The sequence below is a fragment of the Aminobacter anthyllidis genome, from assembly GCF_018555685.1.
Lineage (GTDB): Bacteria > Pseudomonadota > Alphaproteobacteria > Rhizobiales > Rhizobiaceae > Aminobacter > Aminobacter anthyllidis.
Genome location: NZ_JAFLWW010000002.1, coordinates 127,757 through 148,925 on the forward strand (window position 1 = coordinate 127,757; position 21,169 = coordinate 148,925).

The following is a 21,169-nucleotide window of genomic DNA, read 5'->3' on the forward strand; positions in this document are numbered from 1 at the left end:
CACGCCACACAAATTTGAATTGGAGATTGGAAATGGCACCGAAAAAAGATCGCCGTACGCTCGATCCAGTTACCTTTGAAGTTCTGAAGAACGCCTACGTCAACATCGTCGACCAGATGGCGGAGCAGATCCTGCGCACCTGCTACTCGTTCGTCATCTACTCACGCGACTTCTCCTCGGCCCTGTGCGACCCGACCGGAGACACCATCATGCAAGGCAGTGGCGATATCGCCGCTCACGTTGGAACGCTTCACCTGACCGCCAAGGCGGTGATCAAGAAGTTCGGCAATGACGTTCATCCAGGCGACGTCTTCGTCATCAACGACGTCTACCAGGGCGGAACCCACTTCAACGATACGCGGCTGTTTGCACCGATGTTCTACAAGGGCGAGCTGCTTGGTTATGCCCAGGCCAACGGCCATTGGGCGGATGTCGGCGGTGCTGTCCCTGGCTCGTTCAACGTGAACGCGCTCGATCACATGGCCGAAGGCCTTCGCATCACACCGGTCAGGGTCTACAGCAAGGGCGTCTATCTTTCCGACGTCGCCGAGCTGATCGCCCACAACACGCGTGCGCCCAGCGACATCATCGGCGACCTCCAGGCCCAGGCCGAAGCTTGCCGTCTTGCCGAACGCGAGGTTCAGCGTCTGTGCGACAAATACGGCGTCGACACGATCAAGAAGTCGTTCAACGAGGTCCAGGACTACGTCGAGGACATGACGCGCCAGCGCATCTCCGATTTGCCTGATGGCACCTGGGAGACCATCGACTACATCGACGTTGACCCTGACCTGGGCGAAGGCCTTGTCCCCATCAAGGTGAAGATGACCATCGATGGCGACCGCGTCCACTATGACCTGACCGGATCGCATCCCAAGTCTGTCGGTTCGTTCCTGAACTGCTGCTACGGCGGCGCATTCGCGGCAGTCGTTGCCGGAACGAAAATGCAGTCGCCTGATATTCCGATGAACTCCGGCTTCTACCGTGTCGTGACTGTCGATGCGGGTCCCTTGGGCTCGGTCGTCAACGCCGAATGGCCGACGCCTGTCGCCGGCTTTGCCTCAGGGCCGTTCGAGAAGATCATGAATGCCGTCTTCGAGCTCTGGGCCGAGGTCCTGCCGGAGCGCGCCATGGCCTGCACCTTCAACCTCGACTACCTGCTGATCGGCGGTCGCGACACGCGCCACGAAGGCAAGCCGTACTTCATGTGGTACGACTGGATGGTCGGCGGCTGGGGTGCGCGAAACGGCCGCGACGGCTGGGCGGCCACCGGCCCGGTGTTCGGTGTCCAGCTCGGAACCCAGCCTTTCGAAGGTCAGGAGCGCCTGTCGCCGGTGCTGACCACCTGCCACGAGCTGATGGTCGATTCCGGTGGCCCAGGCGAATTCCGCGGCGGCCTCGGCGTCCAGAAAGGCGGCACGCTTTATGCCTGCGAACGCACCGTGGTGTCCTATTGCTGCGACCGCGAACGCTCGATCACCTGGGGCCTGTGGGGCGGACTGCCCTCCATCCCGCACGGTGTCTGGGTCAATCCGGGCCAGGAGACGGAGCGCTACCTTGGCTCCCTCTTCTCCGGCGTGCCGCTCCAGCAGGGCGACACCGTCCAGCGCCCCTCGGCCGGCGGTGGCGGGCTTGGCGATCCGCTCAAGCGCGATATCAATAGCGTGCTCAGTGACGTGGTCGAAGGCTACGTTTCCATTGAGCGGGCCAAGAAGGACTACGGCGTCATCGTCCATGTGATCGACATCGATCTCGACGAATACAAGATCGACGAGAATGCGACACTGGCGGAGCGGGCACGCATCGCCAGCCACCGCAAGGAATGGCTGAACGAAGACGCCGCGAAAATCGCAGCCCTCTATCGCGACAAGAAGCTCAACATGCTCGATCTGATCAGGCAGTACGGCGTCATCGTCGACTGGGGTTCGGGCGAGCTTCTGCCCAAGACCACCGCCGAGTTCCGCGAGATGCTGAAGCGTCGGACGGTTCCCTACTGGACGGCATCGGGCCAAGCCGCCAACGCGACCTTGAAAGTCGCCTGACCCGGACAGGCAGCAAGCTCGAGATCGAGCTTGCTGCCTTCTTGGCTATTGGAGTTCCCGATCAAACGACAATCTGGAGAACAGTCATGTCTGGAAGTCTCGATGTCGCAGGTGAGTTAGACTATTCGCAAAGGCCTGTCCCACCCAGTGGCCGCATGCCCAAGCTCAATCTTACGATGGCGTTTTGGGCGATCTGCAGCGCCATGTTTTTCCTGATCATCTCGGCAACACTCGCCGAGATCTATGGCACGGCCAATACGATCATTGGCCTGATACTGACGGTTATCTCTTATTCGGCGATCAATGCCGTGATTACCCGCTACGCGATCCGCTCGGGCCTGTCGGTCTCGCTGTTTTCCCGGTTGCTGTTCGGCCGCTACGGATCGGCGATCGCAACCTTCATCTATGCGGTCTCCAGCATCTATTACGCCGTGTTCGAAGGCTCGGTGATCGCCACCGCGGCGACTTACTACTTTGAAGGCCTGACCTTCGCTGTCGCAGCTTTGATCGTCTGCATCTACAGCGTGCCGCTGATCCTGGGCAGCGTCCAGCATTGGCTCGACAAGTTCAACGGCTATCTGCTGCCGCTATATCTTCTCGGCTTGTTTGGCACAGTGGTCTACGCCATTTCCCACTACGGCTACAGCAATGCGTGGCTCACCATGACGCCGGATGGCGGCGCCCCGCCCTATGGCTGGATCAACGTCTTCATCGCCTTTATGGGCGTGTGGTGGATGATGATGTGCACCTTCGACTTTGCCCGCTTCGGCAAGAAGGAAGACGAGACCTACCACGCCGTGTTCAATTTCGGCCTGCCCTTCTACACGCTGACCTATTTCGTCAACGGCCTGGTCGGCATCTTCCTGGTGCAGACGATCCCGCTCGAGGGCGCAACCTCGGAGGTGTCGGTCGTCAAGGCGCTGATCGTGATGATGGGCGCGCTCGGCCTGCTGTTCGTCTGGATCAGCCAGACCCGGATCAACACAACCAACTTCTATCTGTCGACCGTCAACATGCAGGCGTTCTTCAGATTGGTGTTCAAGCTGGAAATGCCGAAATATGTCTGGGCAACCATCGTCGGCATCATCGTCTACTTCGTGATGCTCGCGAACATCTTCCAGTACATTCTCATCGCCCTCGCCTACCAGGGGATATTTGTTGTCGCCTGGGTCGGTGTTGCATTGGCATATATACTGTGCGGACAACATGACGGCGCCGGCGAGGAAGGCGAACGGTCAGATGACGAATTCCCGGCCTATTATGCGCCCGGCATGGTTGCCTGGTTCAGCGCGGTGGCACTCGGCATCGGGCTCTTGCTGGTACCTGGATGGGAACTGCTTTCCGCCCCGGCTACGGTGATCAGCAGTTTCGTCTTGTTCTGGGGTCTTTCGGGACGCGTAAGAACGGTCGCTATCGCCTCATGAAACTCCCGGGCGCGGTCGCGTTCTCGAAAACCATTATCGAGATTCGACGGCGCCCGGACGAACGCCACTTGTAAGACAACCGCGCCGCTTCCAGCCTCTGGCACTGGCCTCGTGCGCAATATTAGTGGCCAGCCTCGACCGCCTTGCCTTCAACCCACGCCGCCTGGATCGCCTGCCTAAGTTCCGCCTCCGATATCGGCTTGTGCAGAATGCGGCTGCCACTCGCGCTCACCTCCTTCAAACGTGATGGCGAGGTATCTCCGGTGATGATGATGGACGGGACGGTTTGGCCGAGGTAGCCACACAGCGTCCGGATTGCTTCGAGCCCGGTCGCCCCATGCGCCAGGCGATAGTCGGAGATGATCAGGTCGACCGGCGCTTCGCCTCGCATGGCAGCCGCTGCGTGTACCGCTTGCGCCTCCGCCGCGGATCGGCCCGCATAAACGTGGTGCCCCTCGATCGTGAGCAATTGTTCCATCGCCTCGAGGATGTCGCTCTCGTCCTCGACGACAATGATGCCGCCGGCGATGGTTCCGGCCATCGTTTCGCGTTGGGAGATCGGCGCTCTGGCCGCGCGGACTTGGGGAACCGTGACGGAAAACATCGAACCGCGCCCGGGCGTGGATTTCAGCTTCAGCGGGTGTTTCAGCAACTCGGCGGTGCGGCGAACGATGGCAAGGCCCAGGCCGAGGCCTTGCGTGCGATCCCGGGCCGGGTTCTGCAACTGTACGAATTCCTCGAAAATCATCGCCTGCTGATCAGCTGCAATGCCCGGTCCCGTGTCCCAGACCTGGATCTCGACGAGATCGCCGCGCTTGCGGCAGCCAAGTGCGACACCGCCCTCCTTCGTGTAGCGAAAAGCGTTGGTCAGCAGGTTGCTGAGCACGCGCTTCAGCATCATAGGGTCGCTTTCGACCTGAAGATCGCTGTCGACCACCCGCCATTTCAGGCCGCGCTGCTTTGCTTCGGCGGCGAACTCCTCGCGGAAATCGCGGAAGAGTTCGCGCAGTCCCACCGTTTCGCGGGCGACGGTGACGACGCCGGCATCGAGCTTGGAGATGTCCAGCAGCGCGTTCAACAGACCGCTGAGATTGCCGATGATCGATTTCGCCCGGCCTGCAAGCCCGCGCGCCTGCTCGGCCGGCACGTTGCCGCGTTTCGCCAGCACGGCGATCGTCGACACCAGCAGGCTGAGCGCATGGATGGGCTGGCGCAGATCGTGGCTTGCAGCAGCCAGGAAGCGGGTCTTCGCTCGATCGGCTGACTGCGCACGGTCGCGCTCTTCCTGCAGGTGCTCGACAAGCCTTTCGTTTTCCATGCGCAGGCTGATCGTCTCGCGCAGCATGCGGTAGGTGATACGGCAATAGTAGAAATTGATCGCGACGAGCGAGGCGAGCAGGAAAAGGAAGGCGCCCGATATGGAACTTCCACTGGTGATGGCGCGCGCCGCGACCGGCAACACCGTCGCGAGAATCGAGCCGATGAGGGCCGGCGGAAAGGCCGACAGCGACGGCACGGTACCGCAGACGAGGCCCGTCAGCACAACAACCGTGAAAGACAGCAATAGCGGGGCCTCGGGCAGGAACCCGACCCAGCCGAATATGCCCCACAACAACCCCGATACCCAGGAAAACGCCGCTGCGAGCCACGCCCATCGCATGATGGATGCCGAACCGCGAGGGCGGCTGAAAAAGCGGCGGGAAGCAAAAACGCGCGCGGCGGTCAGCAGATACAGCGTGCCAAGCCAGCCGGCCAGCCAGGTGGTGGATACGCCGCTCCTCAGGACGTAGACGGCAGCAAGAGAAATGGCGATGTTGGAGATGACCACGCCATATGAATTGCGATAGAGAAGCTCGACCAGTGCCTGGCGTATCTTGTCTTCCTGCATCCGATTCCCCCAAGTGCCGGATGAAGATCGCTCAAGCTGTCCTTCCCCCGGACAGTTGATCTACCGGCAATTTATTTCCCATAAGTTGGCATTCTACCAACTCGCATCGCTTACCCATGAATGGTGACCATATGAACCGCCCTCTCACCTTCATCATTGCCGACGACCACGCGCTGGTGCGCGAAGGGCTGAAAATGCTGATCTCGTCTATGGACAACATGTCGGTGGTTGCCGAGGCGGCGGACGGCGAAGCCTTGCTGGAGCAGGTCGCCAAGACGCGCGCCGACCTGTTGCTCCTCGACCTCGGCATGCCGGGCGTTGCCGGAATCCAGTTCATCTCCGACATCAGCGAGCTTGTTCCTCGCCTCAAGATCGTGGTTCTGACCGCGAACATCGAGCCGAGAACCGTGCGCGCCGCCCTTGAGGCCGGCGCCAGCGCCTACCTGACCAAGGACGGCGACCCCGAGGAACTCGGCGAGGCCATCGAAGCGGTCAGGAAAGGCGGAACCTATCTGGCCCGAACGGTACGCTTCGCGATCAGCGACCCCAGCCGAAACAGCAGGCCGGCGGCGGCTGCGGATATCCTTTCGCCGGTGCCGCTGACCCGGCGTGAGCGCGAAATCCTCGCTCTGGTAGCGCAGGGGCTTACGGCACGCGAAATCGCCGAGCGGCTGGGCATCAGCCCGCTGACGGCGCGCAAGCACCGCGAAAACCTGATGGGCAAGCTCAATCTTCACAGTGCCGCCGAACTGACCGCCTATGCGGTTCGCCTGGGATTGCCCACGGCCTGACAGCCGCGCAGCGCCGTCTCCGCGGGCAACCCTCGAGTCAATATTTGCTTAACCATCAACAGATTAGCCAACAAGAAGCGCGTTCCAAATACGGCATCTGTCGTATGTCTTCAGGCTAGTGACGAGCCTAATTCTCCCGCGATTGCTTCATCCGGGAGGAGCCGACATGCCATCGCTGGAACTGTGGATTCCGTTCGCCGCCGCAACGCTTGCCTTTGCCTGCATGCCGGGACCGGCAATCCTCTACATGACCGCACAGACCGCAGCGCTCGGCCGCAGGGCCGGCTTGATGGCGGCGCTTGGCGTCCACATCGGCTGTTATGTCCATATCCTTGCCGCCGCCATCGGCCTGACCTCGCTGATCGAGCAAGCGCCGATGCTCTATGCAGCGATCAGGCTAGCCGGCGCCGCCTATCTCGTCTGGCTCGGGCTCTCGATGTTCATGGGCTGGGGCAAATCCGCAAGCAAGGCCGCCGGCCCCGCTTCGCAAAGCTTGCGCGACAGTATCATCGTCGAGGTACTCAACCCGAAGACCGCGCTGTTCTTCCTGACCTTCCTGCCGCAATTCGTCGATCCTGCCGCAGCCTTCCCGCTGTGGCTGCAGTTCCTGCTGCTTGGCATGTTCGTGAACCTGGTCTTCTCGATAGCCGATGTCGCCGCCGTCGGCATCGCTTCGGTCACCCTAGCCCGCGTTGCATCAGGCGATGCCGGCTGGATAGTGCCCAAGGCCTGCGGCTCGATCCTCGTCGGACTTGGCGTCGCGCTTGTCAGCCATCAGATCTGACCGGGCCTACCGATCCAGGCATTCGCATTGGCTCTTGACTGGCAGGCGCGAAAAGCTACGCTGACATCAAATACCGGCCCCGACTGCCGGGTGGCAAACATGCCTCGTATGCCTCGCCTCCCGGCGGCGGCTGCGGGGCATTTTTGTTTTTGGGAGGAATTTTTGAAGTCGCGCATCGAAATCGGCGTGCTCTATTCGCGCTCGGGCAGCTATCAGCTGGTTGCCAACGCCTGCCATGCGGGTGCCATGCGCGCCATATCAGACGTCAATGCCGATCCGGCAAGCGGCATCGAGCTCATTGCCATCGAGCGCGACCCCGGCGGCAATATCGACCGCTACGCCCCGCTCTGCGACGAGATCCTGCGCCAGAGCAGCGCGCGCCATGTCGTCGGCGCCGTCACCTCGTGGAGCCGCAAGGAGGTCATCCCGGTCCTGGAGAAGTCGGGAGCAGCACTCTGGTATGCCTGCCCCTATGAAGGCTTCGAGGCCAATGAGCATGTCGTCTACATGCATGCCTGCCCGAACCAGCATCTGGTACCGCTTCTGGCCCATGTCGTGCCGCGCTTCGGGGCCGATGGCTTCCTGCTCGGCTCCAATTACATCTGGGGCTGGGAGACCAACAGGGTTGCCCGCGACCTGATTGCTGACGCCGGCGGAAAGGTGCTGGGCGAACGCTACCTGCCGATCGGCGAAGCCGACGTTTCCAGGCTGATCGCAGAGATCAAGGCAACGCGACCGGCCTTCATCCTCAACAACCTGATCGGAACTTCGTCCTACGCCTTCTTTGCAGCCTACGCCGAGCTGGCGCGCACCGATCCACATTTCGGGCCGGAAAACTGCCCGATCCTGTCGTGCAATCTCACCGAAGCCGAGCTGCCGGCAATCAGCGAAGCAGGCCGGGGCCACCTTTCAGTCGGGCCCTACTTTCGCGACCAAGCCCAGGACGACGCGCCAGCCTCCTCCTTCGAGGCCTCGACCTATGCGTCGGTGCAGGTACTGGCCAAGGTCCTTGCAACCGACCCAAGCGCCGGCTTCGCCGCACTGCCGGCCTTGTTCCGCAATACCAGCTACCAGACACTGCTCGGCGAGATCGCTATCGACCCGCAGACCCAACACGCGACCCTGCCGGTCGAGATTGGCCGCATCGCCGGCCTGGGATTCGAGCGCGTCAGCCGGACCGAGCGCATGGCACCCGACCCATATCTTTCGCGTTACGACCGAACCGAAACGTTTGGACGGCCGCGCCTCAAGGTCGTGTCATGAGCCGTGTCTCGCATATCCCCAATCTCGGCGGCGCCAAGGCCTTCGTGCTGCATCGCCCGCATGCCAACGTCAGCGCGATCAGTCGTCAGCTTGCGGCCATCGGCCTCGCCGTCACGGACTGCTGGCCCGAACTGCCGGCGGAGGCGCTGGCCGCCGACTTCGTGTTTTTCGACGTCGATCTCGGCTTCGACCAGCAGTTTCCCTGGCCGCGCGGTGCAGCGCCGATGCCGACGATCGCGCTGATCGGCTCGGAAGCGCCAGGCCGGATCGAATGGGCGCTGTCGCACAAGGCCGACGCGCAACTGCTCAAGCCGGTCGGCAATGCCGGCGTCTACAGCGCCCTGCTGATCGCCCGGCAGAGCTTTGCTGCCCGCCGGCAGCTGGCCGACGAGATCACCGCGCTGCAGCAGCGCGTCGCCGAGCGCCAGACCATCGTGCGCGCGGTCGCGGCCTTGTCGAGCCAGGGCGTCGACGACGAACGCGCCTACGCGCAGTTGCGCACGCTCGCCATGAACTGGCAGGTCAGCCTCGAGGAAGCCGCCCGACGTGTCGTCGCCCTGACCGAAAAGGAGGGCGGCTTTGACCAGTCCCATCGCGCCTGAGATGCCCGCCATCGCTGTGCCGGCCAAGGCACGCGCCGGTGTCTGGGGACGCCTCGTCAAGCGGCCACTGGCGATGACCGGCCTGGCGATCATCGCGATCACCGGCGCTGGCGCCCTGCTCGCCCCCTATCTCACCGGCTACGACCCCAACGAGCAGATGTTCGACGGCCTGACGCTGGAAGGCGCGCCACTGCCGCCCAGCGCCACCTTCTGGCTCGGCACCGACCTGCTCGGCCGGGACCTTCTGACCCGCATTCTCTACGGCGCGCGGACCTCGCTGATCATCGGCATCGTCGCCAATGGTGCGGCACTTTTGATCGGCACGCTTGTTGGCATCACCGCCGGCTACTTCCGTGGTTTCATCGGCGCCGCCCTGATGCGCTTCACCGACCTGATGATGGCCTTTCCGGCGTTGCTGCTCGCCATCTGCCTTGCGGCGGTGTTCCAGCCCAGCCTGTGGATCGTCGCCATGGTGATCGCGCTGGTCAACTGGGTGCAGACGGCGCGTATCGTCTTCACCGAAACGAGTTCACTCGCCGAACGCGAGTTCATCGACGCCGAGCGCACCATCGGGGCCAGCACGCCCCGCATCCTGTTCCGCCACATCCTGCCACATCTTCTGCCGACGATCATCGTGTGGGGCACGCTCGGCATTTCGACCACCGTGCTTCTGGAGGCCACGCTGTCCTACCTCGGTATCGGCGTGCAGCCGCCCACCGCCTCGTGGGGCAACATCATCTTCGAAAACCAGACCTACTTCCAGGCGGCACCCTGGCTGGTGTTCTTCCCCGGTGCCGCGATCCTGGCGCTGGCGCTCGCCTTCAATCTTGTCGGTGACGCCCTGCGCGACATTCTCGACCCGACGCAGCGGGGCCGGGCATGATCGCCTATCTCACCCGCCGGCTGATCCAGGCAGCGCTGATCCTGCTCGGCGTGTCGCTGATCACCTTTGCGCTGCTCTACCTGCTGCCGGCCGACCCGGTGCGCCAGATCGCCGGCCGCAGTGCGACGCCGCAGACGGTCGAGAGCATCCGCCAGCAGCTCGGGCTCGACCAGCCCTTCGTCGTCCAGTACTGGCGCTATCTGACCAACCTGCTCAGCGGCGACCTCGGACGTTCCTACATCCAGCGCTCGGAGGTCAGCGAACTGATCGTCTCGCGCCTGCCGGCCAGCCTGCTCCTGATGGTCGGCGCGATCCTGTGCGAGTTACTCATCGGCCTGACCATGGGCCTGATCGCCGCCGTCAAGCGCGGCACCGCCACCGACCAGGCGCTGATGGTCGGCTCGTTCATTGGCGTGTCGGCACCGCAATTCGTCGTCGGCCTGCTTCTGCTCTACGTCTTTGCCGTCAAGCTCGGCTGGTTTCCGATCGGCGGCTACGGCACCTGGCGGCATATGGTGCTGCCGTCGCTGACGCTCGGCATCCTCGGCGCCGGCTGGTATTCGCGCATGATGCGCTCGTCGATGATCGACGTCTTGCGCCAGGACTATATCCGCACCGCCCGCGCCAAGGGCCTCGCCCAGCGCGCCGTGCTGTTCGGCCACGCTTTGCCCAACGCCATCCTGCCGGTCGTTGCCATGATCGGCATCGATATCGGCCTGTTCATGGGCGGCATCGTGGTGGTCGAAAGCGTGTTCGGCTGGCCAGGCATCGGCCAGCTCGCCTGGCAGGCGATCCAGCGCGTCGACATCCCGATCATCATGGGCGTCACGCTGGTGTCCGCCTGCGCCATCGTGCTCGGCAATCTGCTCGCCGACATCGTCGCCCCGTTCATCGATCCGCGCATCAAGCTGCGCTGATCCAAAGCCAAACCAAAAGACTGCAAACCAAAAAGAGAAGGGAACCTCGCATGAAACATTGGCTCACCACGACAGTCGCCGCGTCAGCGCTCGCGCTGGCGCTCGGCATGGCTTCGGCCTCAGCGCAGGAAACGCTCGACCCCAAGGCCAAGCAGGGCGGCGCGATCACCATTACCTACAAGGACGATGTCGCGACGCTCGATCCGGCGATCGGCTATGACTGGCAGAACTGGTCGATGATCAAGAGCCTGTTCGACGGGCTGATGGACTACGAGCCGGGCACGACCAAGCTGCGTCCTGAGCTGGCAGAGAGCTACGAGATTTCGCCCGACGGCAAGACCTTCACCTTCAAGCTGCGCAAGGGCGTGAAATTTCACAACGGCCGCGAGATGACGGCCGAGGACGTCAAATATTCGCTCGACCGCGTCACCAACCCAAGACCCAGAGCCCGGGCGCCGGCTTCTTCGCCTCGATCAACGGCTATGAAGATGTCGCCGGTGGCAAGTCGGAAAGCCTTTCGGGCGTGACGGTGGTCGACCCCTCGACGGTCAAGATCGAACTGTCGCGACCCGACGCCACCTTCCTGCATGTCATGGCGATCAATTTCAGCCATGTCGTGCCGAAGGAAGAGGTCGAGAAATACGGCGCCGACTTCGGCAAGCACCCGGTCGGCACCGGCGCCTACAAGATGGCCGAATGGACGCTCGGCCAGCGCCTCGTCTTCGAGCGCAACGCCGACTACTGGCACAAGGGCCTGCCCTATATCGACAAGATCACCTTTGAGATCGGCCAGGAGCCGATCGTTGCCCTGCTGCGCCTGCAGAACGGTGAGGTCGACGTTCCGGGCGACGGCATTCCGCCGGCCAAGTTCCAGGAGGTGATGGCCGATCCCGCGCAGAAGGCCCGCGTCGTCGAAGGCGGCCAGCTGCAGACCGGCTACGTCACCATGAACACCCAGATGGCGCCGTTCGACAACGTCAAGGTGCGCCAGGCGGTCAACATGGCGATCAACAAGGACCGCATCGTCAAGCTGATCAACAACCGCGCAGTCCCCGCCAACCAGCCGCTGCCGCCGTCGATGCCGGGCTATGACAAGGCTTTTGCGGGATATGCTTTCGACGTCGACAAGGCCAAGGCGCTGCTCGGCGAGGCCGGCCATCCCGACGGCTTCGAGACCGAACTGTTCGTCATGAACACCGATCCCAACCCGCGCATCGCCCAGGCGATCCAGCAGGATCTGGCGGCGATCGGCATCAAGGCCGCCATCCAGTCGCTCGCCCAGGCAAACGTCATTGCCGCCGGCGGTGAAAAGAACGGCGCGCCGATGATCTGGTCCGGCGGCATGGCCTGGATCGCAGACTTCCCCGATCCGTCCAACTTCTACGGCCCGATCCTCGGCTGCGGCGGTGCCGTGCAGGGTGGCTGGAACTGGTCGTGGTACTGCAACAAGGAACTCGACGAAAAGGCGGCGGCAGCCGACTCGATCGTCGATCCGGCCAAGGCCGAGGAACGCGCCAAGTTGTGGAGCGACATCTACGCCAAGATCATGGCCGACGCGCCGTGGGCGCCGGTGTTCAACGAGCAGCGCTTCACCATGAAGTCGCCACGCATGGGCGGCGACGACAAGCTCTATGTCGACCCGGTCCATATCCCGATCAACTACGACTATGTGTATGTGAACGATGTGCAATAACTGCAACTACACCATCCACGGACGCCATCATCACTTCGGCTGGGACAACTCGTTTGCCCCGGCCGAGCGGGTGGCGCCCGGCTCGACGATCGAGTTCGAATGCCTGGACTCGTCGGGCGGCCAGCTCAAGGCCGACAGCACCGTCGGCGACATCGCAAAACTCGACTTCGACCAGATCAACCCGGTGACCGGGCCGATCTATGTCGAAGGCGCTGAACCAGGCGATGCGCTCAAGGTGACGATCGAGGCGTTCAAGCCGTCCGGCTTCGGCTGGACGGCCAACATTCCGGGCTTTGGACTGCTCGCCGACGACTTCAAGGAGCCGGCGCTCACCATCTGGAAATATGATGCGACCTCGCTCGAGCCGGCGCTGTTCGGCAAGAACGGCCGCGTGCCGCTGAAGCCGTTCGCCGGCACCATCGGCAACGCGCCTGCCGAGATGGGGCACCACTCGGTGGTGCCTCCGCGTCGCGTCGGCGGCAATCTCGACATCCGCGACCTTGCCGCCGGCACCGTGCTCTACCTGCCGGTCGAAGTGGCGGGCGCGCTGTTTTCGGTCGGCGACACGCATGCCGCCCAGGGCGACGGCGAGGTCTGCGGCACGGCGATCGAAAGCCCGATGAATGTCGTCCTCACCCTCGACCTGGTCAAGGATGCCAGGCTGAAGACGCCGCGCTTCACCACGCCGGGGCCGGTGACGCGGCATCTCGACGCCAAGGGCTATGAGGTGACGACAGGCATCGGTCCCGACCTGATGACCGGCGCCAGGGAGGCCGTCGCCCAGATGGTCGACCTGCTGTCACGGCGTTACCAGATGGATCCCGTCGACGCCTACATGCTGGTGTCGGTGTGCGGCGACCTCCGCATCTCGGAGATCGTAGACATGCCAAACTGGGTGGTGTCGTTCTACTTCCCGAGCTGCGTGTTCGAATGACCGCAGCGACGGATGCGAAAAACGACGTCGGGGCGCCCGCCCCGATGTCAGACAAGCCGGTGCTCGACGTCGCCGGTCTGACGATCTCCGTTCGCGGCGAAGACGGCGAGCGGCCGGTCGTCTCCGATCTCTCCTTCTCTTTGGCTCGCGGCGAGACGCTTTGCATCGCCGGCGAATCCGGATCCGGCAAGTCGATGACATCGCTGGCCATCATGGCGCTGCTGCCGCAGCCGGCGGCAAGGATCTCGGGCGGCTCGATCAGGCTCGGCGACACCGACCTCGCCGCGCTCGACGAACGCCGCATGCGCCGCATCCGCGGCAACCGCATCGCAATGATCTTCCAGGAGCCGATGACCTCGCTCAATCCGGTGCTGTCGATCGGGCGGCAACTGGTCGAGGCCATTGAGGCCCATACCAGCGTTTCGCGCGCCGAAGCCCGCAAGCTCGCTATCGAAGCGCTGACGGCCGTGCGCATCCCCGAAGCCGAGAGCCGGCTCAAGCAGTATCCGCACGAGCTGTCCGGCGGCATGCGCCAGCGCGTCATGATCGCCATGGCGCTGGCGCTGAAGCCCGACGTGCTGATCGCCGACGAGCCGACCACCGCGCTTGACGTCACCGTGCAGGGCGAAGTGCTCGAACTGTTGCGCGACCTGCAGCGCCAGCACGGCACCAGCGTCATCCTCATCACCCACGACATGGGCGTGGTCGCCGAAATGGCCGACCGCGTCATCATCATGCGCAACGGGCGCATGGTCGAACAAGGCAAGGTGGCCGACATCTTCGAGCGGCCTCAAGTCGACTACACACGCGACCTTCTGGCGGCGGTGCCGCGCATGGGCACTGGTGCCGCGCGCCAGGCCGCGCGCGGCGACGTCGAAGCGACGAAACCTGCCGCGGTCGCCGTGGCGCGCGACCTGCATGTGCGTTTCGACCTCCATGGCGGCTTCTTCGGCCGGGTCAATCGCCGCGTCCACGCCGTCGAGGGCGTGAGCTTTTCCATCGCGCCCAACGAGACGCTGTCGCTGGTCGGGGAATCCGGCTGCGGCAAGTCGACGACCGCGAAGGCGCTTGCCGGCCTGGTGCCCTATCACGGCGAGCTTTCGATTGGCGGACGCAACCTGTCCGGCCTTGGCCGCGACGAGCGCAAGGCGGTGCGCCGCGACGTCCAGATGATTTTCCAGGACCCTTACGCCTCGCTCGATCCGCGCATGCGTGTCGGCGACCTCGTCGCCGAGCCGCTGCTGATCCACGATATCGGCACGCCGCGGGAACGGACCGAACGGGTCGCCGCCCTGTTCGAGCGCGTCGGCCTGTCGGCCGACCAGATGGAACGCTATCCGCACGAGTTTTCCGGCGGCCAGCGCCAGCGCATCTGCATCGCCCGCGCCTTGGCGTTGCGGCCCAAGCTGATCATCGCCGATGAAAGCGTGTCCGCGCTCGACGTCTCGGTGCAGGCGCGCGTGCTGCAACTGCTGAAGGAGCTGCAGCGCGAATTCGGCGTCGCCTATCTGTTCATCTCGCACGACATGGCGGTGGTGGAGAACATCTCCGACCGTGTCGCCGTCATGTATCTCGGCCAGATCGTCGAGATGGGCACGCGCGACCAGATCTTTTCCAATCCGCGCCATCCCTACACCATGCGGCTGATCGAGGCGGTACCGGTCCCCGATCCTGTCAGGCGCCGGACACGCTTCGCGCGCATGGACCGCGAGATCCCGAGCCCGGTGCGCAAGCTTGGCGACGCGCCGAAGAAGCTGATGCTCACTGACGTCGGCGGCGGCCACCTCGTCGCCGAATCGCCGGATCGGTAAGCCCGCTGAGCCCGCCGACCCTGCCCGGCGTGCTCGGCGCCGGGGTCGCTGGCACATCCGTTTCCTGTCGCTGCCTCCGGCGCAGATTGTGGAAAGATCACGCTGATATATGCCATTGCGACGTTTGCGCACGGCAGCCAGCATTTGATGAATCGAAGTGTAGTGCTATCGTCCGATCAAGCATGGTTAACAAAAGCTGAATTACAGCCGCGTGTTACACCACGCCTGGGCCTGGCGGATCCGCTCGCCGGCCTGTCGCCGCAGGCGAATGACTTTGAAGAACCGGTCGCGGGCCAGGGTGGGAGTGGCAACGATTGGCGGAGCTGTCCGAACAATTCATCGACCAGATCTACGAGGCATCCTTCGTCCCGGAGAAATGGCCTGTTTTGCTTGACGAACTCGCCAGGGCCGTCGACGGCATGGGCGGCTACCTGTTCACCATCAGCCGCGGCGCTTCCGCCTATGTCGCCTCCGATGCGGTAGCACCCCATGTCGAGGCCTTCATGGATGAAGGCTGGATGGCGGTGAACGGCCGGGCCGCGCGTGCCGAGGCCCTCGCCTATCCCGGCTTCATCACCGATCTCGATGCCTTCAGCCAAGAGGAGCTGCAGAGCGAGCCGATCTACCGCGACTTCCTCCGGCCACGCGGCATGGGCTGGGCAGCTGGCACCCATATCCCGATCCCGACCGGTGACGTGCTGTCGTTCAACCTCGAGCGGACCACGGCGCGCGGCCCGTTCGAGCGGCCTTATGTCGAAGCGCTCGACCGACTGCGTCCGCATATTGCGCGCGCTGCCATGGTCGGCGCGCGGATCGGCCTGGAAAAGGCGCGTGCCGGCGCCGATGCTGGAGGCGCTCGGCCTGCCGGCGGCGGTGCTGGGCGGACGCGGGCAATTGCTCGCCTGCAACCAGCTCATGGACAAGCTGATCCCAGCGACCGTGCAGGACGGTTCGGCTCGTGCCCAGATCACCGACAAGAAAGCCGACGTCTTGCTTGAGAATGCCTTATCAGCGCTGGCAAGCGGCACCAGGCGCGGCATCGTCCAGTCGTTCCCGATCAAGGGTGCCGACGGCAAGCCGTCAAGCGTGGCGCACCTGCTGCCGGTGCGGGGCTCGGCACACGACCTGTTCAGCCGCATGAATAGCATCCTTGTCGTCATGCCGCTGCCCGGACCGGGTGCACCGCCTGTCAAGGTGCTGCAAGCGCTGTTCGACCTGACGCCAAGCGAAGCGCGCATCGCCTCGGCACTCGCCGATGGCCGCACCATCGATGCCATCGGCATGGACTTTGGCATCGCCCGGGAAACTGTGCGCTCGCACCTGCGCTCGATCTTCGCCAAGTCGGGCGTTTCCAAGCAATCGTCGCTGGTTAGGCTGCTGCTCGGGGTGACGCTGCCGCGACCGGGCAGCTAGACGATAGGCTTACTCGACAGTTCGCATGCGACCTGCGCATCTGGATTCGGGAGGAACGACAATGGCCTATCTCGACATCTATCTTGCCCAGCTGACCGACCCGTTCCGGATCGGCCTGCTGATCGCGCTGGTGGTCACCGCCGCCAACACCGCGCCGAACCTGAACCGCTGGATCCCGATCGCGCTGGGCATCGTCTTCGTCGCCGTGCTGATCCCGTTCAGCATCGGCGCCAACGCAACGATCAACACGACGACTGCCGTACTCGTCGGGCTGGTGTCCAACGCCACGATCCTTGCCGTGCTGCTTGCGGCGAAGGTGCTCTATTCGCGCCGGGCCAGGGGCTAGAGTTCGAACTCGCCCTGGCCTGCGTCGAGCGCGCCGATGGTCTCGGCGGCAAGCGCACGGGTGATGCGGCTCTTTTGTTCGAGCGCGGCGCGGTCAAGGCGTTCGACGACGAGAATGGCACTTGATAGCGACCGTTCGATGCGGCGAACCAGAAACTGCACGACATGCGGCTCGACCTCGACCTGGCGGTCGGCAAACAGCTTGGTGATGACGCCGGCCAGCAGAAGGTCGTCGGGCTCGTCGATCTCGACGGTCGCCGCTGCCTTGAGCCGCGAGGCGAGGTCAGGCAGCGTCACCGCCCAGGCGGCGGGAAAGCTGCGCGCGGTGAGCAGCAGCTGCGATCCCGCGCCACGCACCGTGTTGATGAGGTGGAACAGCCCGTCCTGATCGAGCTTGCCCTGGTCGGCGTCGTCGATCAGCACCGATGCCGCACCGACTTCGCCGAGATGAGCTGAAATGTCCGAGACATCGAACTGAAGCGCCTCGGCATGCTCGCGCCAGATCGCCGCAAGATGCGACTTGCCCGATCCGGCAGGCCCGGCAAGCAGCACCACCGGCGCCGGCCAATCTGGCCAACGGTCGATGAGTGAGACGGCCTGGGCGTTGGCTGCTGATACGACGAGGTCGTCGCGCGAAAACCCCGGCGAATGGCCAAGGTCGAGCGGCAATTGACGCGGTTTGGGGGGCTCGCGCGTCACGTTCATTCGCCCGAACTGGTGCCGCCCGTTTTGCGGGTTACAGCGCGCGGCTCAACCGCGTGGCCGTGATACAGCGGCGATTCGAGATAGCGCCCAATGGCAAAGCGCACCAGCACGGCAATAGCAGCGGCGGCGGGCACCGCTACCAACAGCCCGACAAAACCGAACAGCGCACCGAAGGCGAACAGCGCAAACATCAGCCACACCGGATGCAGGCCGACGCTCTTGCCGACAAGGCGCGGCTGCAAGATGTTGCCCTCGATGAACTGGCCGACGAAAAAGACGGCGGCCACGGCCACCACCATCGTCCAATCGGGCCAGAACTGCACGAAGGCGACGCCTACCGAAAGCACCAGCCCGACCATCGATCCGACATAGGGAATGAAGCTGATCAGTCCGGCAAACAGGCCGATGAGCACGCCGAAATTCAGCCCAGTGAGCGTCAGGCCGACGGCATACATCACGCCGAGCACGAGGCAGAGCGTGCCCTGCCCGCGGACGAAGCCGGCGGTGGCCGAGTTGATGTCGGTTGCAAGCTTGCGCACCGTCTCGACATGGTCACGCGGCACCCAGCTGTCGACGACTGACACCATGCGGTCCCAGTCAAGCAGCATGTAGAAGGCGACAACAGGCGTGATGACGAACAGGCTGGCGATCGAAAACAGCGCCACGCCCGAGCTCCAGATCGACTGGAACACGGTCGACAGGAAGCCAAAGCCGGTGCTCAGCAGTGAATTGAGCCCTTCGCGCAGGCCCGCCGCATCCACGCCAAAGCGCTGCTCCAGCCACTGCGGGTCGAAATTGGTGACGAGTTGCTGCAGCTTTTCGACGTAACCTGGCACCTTGGCGGCAAAATCGGCCATCTGCGATGCAAGCACCGGGATCAGCACCACCAGCGCCAGCGTCAAGAACACTATGAAGCAGATGAGGATCACCACCGTCGCCATTACACGCGACAAACCGAGCTTCTGCAGGCGGTCGGCGACCGGGTCTAGGAAATATGCCAGCGCCATGCCGGCGACGAACGGCAGCAGGATGTTGCTGAACAGGTAAAGAAACGCAGCGAACAGGACGGCTGTGATCAGCCAGAAGCGGATCTGCTTGCGGAATGCCGCCGCAGCAGCTTCTTCGGCCGCTTCGTTATCGGTTGGGAGTTTCGCCTTCGCCATAACCGCTCATGTGCCTCAGCCAGGCCACGAGATAGGCTGCCGCGGAAGCGACGGTCAAGAGGCCGGAAATGATTATCAACGCTGGCCGAGCCGGGCCGAGCGCAAAGCTGAAGGCTAATTCAGCCAGTACGATAGCCGCCAGGATGATCTGCATGGCGGTATTGACCTTCGACACCATCAGCGGGCGCACCTTCACCGGGTGCCCCATGATGGTCGACAGCAACACGGCGCCGACGATCAGTGCGTCACGCGAGACGGCCAGCATCACCAGCCACAACGGCAGATGCCCCATGATGCCAAGCACGACGAAGACGCTGACCAGCAGCAGCTTGTCGGCCATCGGGTCGAGATAGGCGCCAAGTTCCGAGCGCTGGTTGAAGTGGCGGGCAATGAAACCATCGACGCCGTCCGAAACGCCGGCAATGACGAAACCGGCGAAGGCCCAGTCCCACTGCCCCGACAACATGGCGTAGATCACGCAAGGCACGAGGATCAGCCTCATGATCGTGATCATGTTCGGAATAGTCACAATCAGCATTCCGTCCCTGACTATTGCTTACTCTTTGTCTTTTCCCGATACATGGGCGAGACTTCGCACCATCGCAAGGGAGTAGCCGCAATGGGAGCCCTGTCCACTGCTTTGGCGGGCTGCTGGCGCGGCAATCCGGCTCTCTCGCTTGCGGGAACGGGCCGTTCATGCGAATAGCGCCCCAAAAGCGCACGACATCAGGAATTGGCGATGAGCGAAGGCAAGAACGGTCTCACCTATGCGCAGGCGGGCGTCGACATCGACGCCGGCAATCTGATGGTCGAGAAGATCAAGCCGCTGGTGCGCTCGACGCGCCGGCCGGGCGCGGATGGCGAGATCGGCGGCTTCGGCGGCCTGTTCGACCTCAAGGCCGCCGGTTTCAACGACCCGATCCTGGTCGCGGCCAATGACGGCGTCGGCACCAAGCTCAAGATCGCCATCGATGCCGGCAAGCATGACACGATCGGCGTCGACCTCGTCGCCATGTGCGTCAACGACATCGTCGTCCAGGGCGCCGAGCCGCTCTTGTTCCTCGACTATTTCGCCACCGGCAAGCTCGATCCCAACCAGGGCGCCGACATCGTCTCCGGCATCGCCGAAGGCTGCCGCCAGGCCGGCTGCGCGCTGATCGGCGGCGAAACCGCCGAAATGCCCGGCATGTATCATGGCAACGACTACGACCTCGCCGGCTTTGCCGTCGGTGCCGCCGAGCGTGGCCGGCTGCTGCCGACCGACGACGTCGTCGAGGGCGACGTGCTGCTCGGCCTGGCGTCCTCGGGCGTTCATTCCAACGGCTATTCGCTGGTCCGCCGCATCGTCGAGGTCTCCGGCCTGAAATGGAGCGACCGCGCCCCCTTCGCCGATGGCCCGACGCTGGCCGAAGCGCTGCTCGAGCCGACGCGCATCTACGTCAAGTCTCTGCTCAAGGCGATCCGCGAAACCAACGGCATCAAGGCGCTGGCCCACATCACCGGCGGCGGGTTCCCCGAAAACATCCCCAGGGTGCTGCCCAAGGAATTCTCGGCCGAGCTCGACCTGTCGGCGATCGAGGCACCACGCGTGTTCTCGTGGCTTGCTGCCACAGGCGGCGTCTCACCGGAAGAAATGATGCGCACCTTCAACTGCGGCATCGGCATGATCGCGGTCGTTGCCGCCGGACAGGCAGCACAGGTCGCCGCCGTGCTGCAGGAGGCCGGCGAGACCGTCACGCCGATCGGCCGCATCGTGCCGCGCCGCGACACCGGCGTCATCTATCGCGGGTCGCTCGCCCTATGAGCCTGCAGCGCAAACGCACCGTCATCCTGATTTCCGGCCGCGGCTCCAACATGGCCGCGCTGATCGACGCCGCCGCCGACCCGGCATTCCCGGCCGAGATCGTCGGCGTCATCTCCGACAAGGCCAATGCGCCCGGCCTCGGCATCGCCGCCAGCCGTGGCATAGCCACCAAGGTGGTGACACGCGCCGACCATGCCAGCAAGGAAGCGCATGACGAGGCGATTGCCACGGCACTCGACACGTTCGGCGCCGAGATCGTGGCGCTAGCCGGCTACATGCGTCTGCTGACCACCGGCTTCGTCGAGAAGTGGCAGGGCCGGATGATCAACATCCATCCGGCACTGCTGCCGTCGTTCAAGGGGCTCGACACCCACCAGCGCGCGCTCGACGCCGGCATCCGCGTGCATGGCTGCACCGTGCATTTCGTCACGCCCGAGATGGATGACGGCCCCATCATCGCCCAGGCCGCCGTGCCGGTGCTGATCGACGACGACGAGCCGACACTGTCGGCCCGCGTGCTCAAGGCCGAGCACCGGCTCTATCCGCTCGCCCTCAAGCTCTTCGCCGAAGGTAAGGTGCGCATGGAAGGCAGCCGCACGGCCTATTCCGGCTTCGCCGACAGCATCGGCACCGACGAGATCGCCGCGCCCAACCCGGCGCGCGCCGAAATCGATCTCGAGCAACTCGCCCGCATCACGCCCTGAGCA

The 21,169-nt window shown here is 63.9% G+C and carries 19 protein-coding genes and 1 pseudogene; 16 read left to right on the forward strand and 4 right to left on the reverse strand.

Going from position 1 to position 21,169, the window contains the following annotated elements:
- The first annotated feature begins 32 nt into the window (after positions 1 to 32).
- Complete coding sequence (locus J1C56_RS05755; protein WP_214386908.1) at positions 33 to 2,042, forward strand: hydantoinase B/oxoprolinase family protein; 2,010 nt, start codon at positions 33 to 35, stop codon at positions 2,040 to 2,042.
- 86 nt (positions 2,043 to 2,128) lie between these two features.
- Positions 2,129 to 3,466 carry a purine-cytosine permease family protein gene (locus tag J1C56_RS05760; protein ID WP_214386910.1) on the forward strand — a complete coding sequence of 446 codons (1,338 nt, stop codon included), beginning with the start codon at positions 2,129 to 2,131 and terminating at the stop codon, positions 3,464 to 3,466.
- A gap of 121 nt (positions 3,467 to 3,587) precedes the next feature.
- Here the strand turns inward: J1C56_RS05760 and J1C56_RS05765 are convergent, their stop codons facing one another.
- Complete coding sequence (locus tag J1C56_RS05765) at positions 3,588 to 5,354, reverse strand: ATP-binding protein (RefSeq protein ID WP_214386912.1); 1,767 nt, start codon at positions 5,352 to 5,354, stop codon at positions 3,588 to 3,590.
- A gap of 131 nt (positions 5,355 to 5,485) precedes the next feature.
- Here J1C56_RS05765 and J1C56_RS05770 point away from each other — a divergent pair, with 131 nt between their 5' ends.
- From J1C56_RS05770 to J1C56_RS05825, 12 genes and pseudogenes are all read left to right on the forward strand, one after another.
- Positions 5,486 to 6,145 (forward strand): response regulator, encoded by a 660-nt coding sequence (locus J1C56_RS05770; protein WP_214386914.1) that lies wholly within the window; start codon positions 5,486 to 5,488, stop codon positions 6,143 to 6,145.
- Between the two features lie 166 nt (positions 6,146 to 6,311).
- A complete protein-coding gene (locus J1C56_RS05775) occupies positions 6,312 to 6,929 on the forward strand; it encodes a LysE family translocator (RefSeq protein WP_214386916.1) in 618 nt (205 codons plus the stop codon).
- A gap of 162 nt (positions 6,930 to 7,091) precedes the next feature.
- A complete protein-coding gene (locus J1C56_RS05780) occupies positions 7,092 to 8,192 on the forward strand; it encodes a transporter substrate-binding protein (protein ID WP_214386918.1) in 1,101 nt (366 codons plus the stop codon).
- A complete protein-coding gene (locus J1C56_RS05785) occupies positions 8,189 to 8,794 on the forward strand; it encodes an ANTAR domain-containing response regulator (protein ID WP_214386920.1) in 606 nt (201 codons plus the stop codon). Before J1C56_RS05780 ends, J1C56_RS05785 begins: the two co-directional genes overlap by 4 nt.
- A 1-nt stretch (position 8,795) precedes the next feature.
- On the forward strand, positions 8,796 to 9,677 hold the full coding sequence (locus J1C56_RS05790) for an ABC transporter permease (protein ID WP_214388245.1): 882 nt from the start codon (positions 8,796 to 8,798) through the stop codon (positions 9,675 to 9,677).
- Positions 9,674 to 10,594: an ABC transporter permease gene (locus tag J1C56_RS05795; RefSeq protein ID WP_214386922.1), complete on the forward strand. Its 921-nt coding sequence runs from the start codon at positions 9,674 to 9,676 to the stop codon at positions 10,592 to 10,594. The genes J1C56_RS05790 and J1C56_RS05795 overlap by 4 nt, the downstream gene beginning before the upstream one ends.
- A 50-nt stretch (positions 10,595 to 10,644) precedes the next feature.
- Positions 10,645 to 12,287: pseudogene (locus J1C56_RS05800) on the forward strand (ABC transporter substrate-binding protein).
- Positions 12,277 to 13,221 carry an acetamidase/formamidase family protein gene (locus J1C56_RS05805; protein ID WP_214386924.1) on the forward strand — a complete coding sequence of 315 codons (945 nt, stop codon included), beginning with the start codon at positions 12,277 to 12,279 and terminating at the stop codon, positions 13,219 to 13,221. Before J1C56_RS05800 ends, J1C56_RS05805 begins: the two are co-directional and overlap by 11 nt.
- Positions 13,222 to 13,265: 44 nt before the next feature.
- Positions 13,266 to 15,032 carry an ABC transporter ATP-binding protein gene (locus tag J1C56_RS05810; protein ID WP_214386927.1) on the forward strand — a complete coding sequence of 589 codons (1,767 nt, stop codon included), beginning with the start codon at positions 13,266 to 13,268 and terminating at the stop codon, positions 15,030 to 15,032.
- A 314-nt stretch (positions 15,033 to 15,346) separates the two neighbouring features.
- Positions 15,347 to 16,030, forward strand: a complete 684-nt coding sequence (locus J1C56_RS05815) for a hypothetical protein (RefSeq protein ID WP_214386929.1) — start codon at positions 15,347 to 15,349, stop codon at positions 16,028 to 16,030.
- On the forward strand, positions 15,948 to 16,445 hold the full coding sequence (locus J1C56_RS05820; protein ID WP_214386931.1) for a helix-turn-helix transcriptional regulator: 498 nt from the start codon (positions 15,948 to 15,950) through the stop codon (positions 16,443 to 16,445). Before J1C56_RS05815 ends, J1C56_RS05820 begins: the two co-directional genes overlap by 83 nt.
- Before the next feature lie 61 nt (positions 16,446 to 16,506).
- Complete coding sequence (locus J1C56_RS05825; protein ID WP_214386933.1) at positions 16,507 to 16,791, forward strand: hypothetical protein; 285 nt, start codon at positions 16,507 to 16,509, stop codon at positions 16,789 to 16,791.
- On the opposite strand, the gene hdaA is transcribed toward J1C56_RS05825, so the two are convergent.
- From hdaA to J1C56_RS05840, 3 genes are read right to left on the reverse strand one after another with little or no spacing between them, the layout of a single operon-like run.
- Complete coding sequence (gene hdaA, locus J1C56_RS05830) at positions 16,788 to 17,489, reverse strand: DnaA regulatory inactivator HdaA (RefSeq protein ID WP_338001405.1); 702 nt, start codon at positions 17,487 to 17,489, stop codon at positions 16,788 to 16,790. The two genes, J1C56_RS05825 and hdaA, sit on opposite strands and share 4 nt — an antisense overlap.
- Positions 17,490 to 17,491: 2 nt before the next feature.
- On the reverse strand, positions 17,492 to 18,658 hold the full coding sequence (locus J1C56_RS05835; protein ID WP_214386937.1) for an AI-2E family transporter: 1,167 nt from the start codon (positions 18,656 to 18,658) through the stop codon (positions 17,492 to 17,494).
- Positions 18,630 to 19,187, reverse strand: coding sequence for a CDP-alcohol phosphatidyltransferase family protein (locus J1C56_RS05840; protein ID WP_214386939.1), 558 nt, complete (start codon positions 19,185 to 19,187; stop codon positions 18,630 to 18,632). Before J1C56_RS05840 ends, J1C56_RS05835 begins: the two co-directional genes overlap by 29 nt.
- 210 nt (positions 19,188 to 19,397) lie before the next feature.
- On the opposite strand from J1C56_RS05840, the gene purM reads away from it, so the two are divergent.
- Together purM and purN are read left to right on the forward strand one after the other, a co-directional pair.
- Positions 19,398 to 20,462, forward strand: coding sequence for a phosphoribosylformylglycinamidine cyclo-ligase (gene purM, locus J1C56_RS05845; protein ID WP_115732794.1), 1,065 nt, complete (start codon positions 19,398 to 19,400; stop codon positions 20,460 to 20,462).
- Complete coding sequence (gene purN / locus J1C56_RS05850; RefSeq protein ID WP_214386941.1) at positions 20,459 to 21,166, forward strand: phosphoribosylglycinamide formyltransferase; 708 nt, start codon at positions 20,459 to 20,461, stop codon at positions 21,164 to 21,166. The genes purM and purN overlap by 4 nt, the downstream gene beginning before the upstream one ends.
- Positions 21,167 to 21,169: the final 3 nt, after the last annotated feature.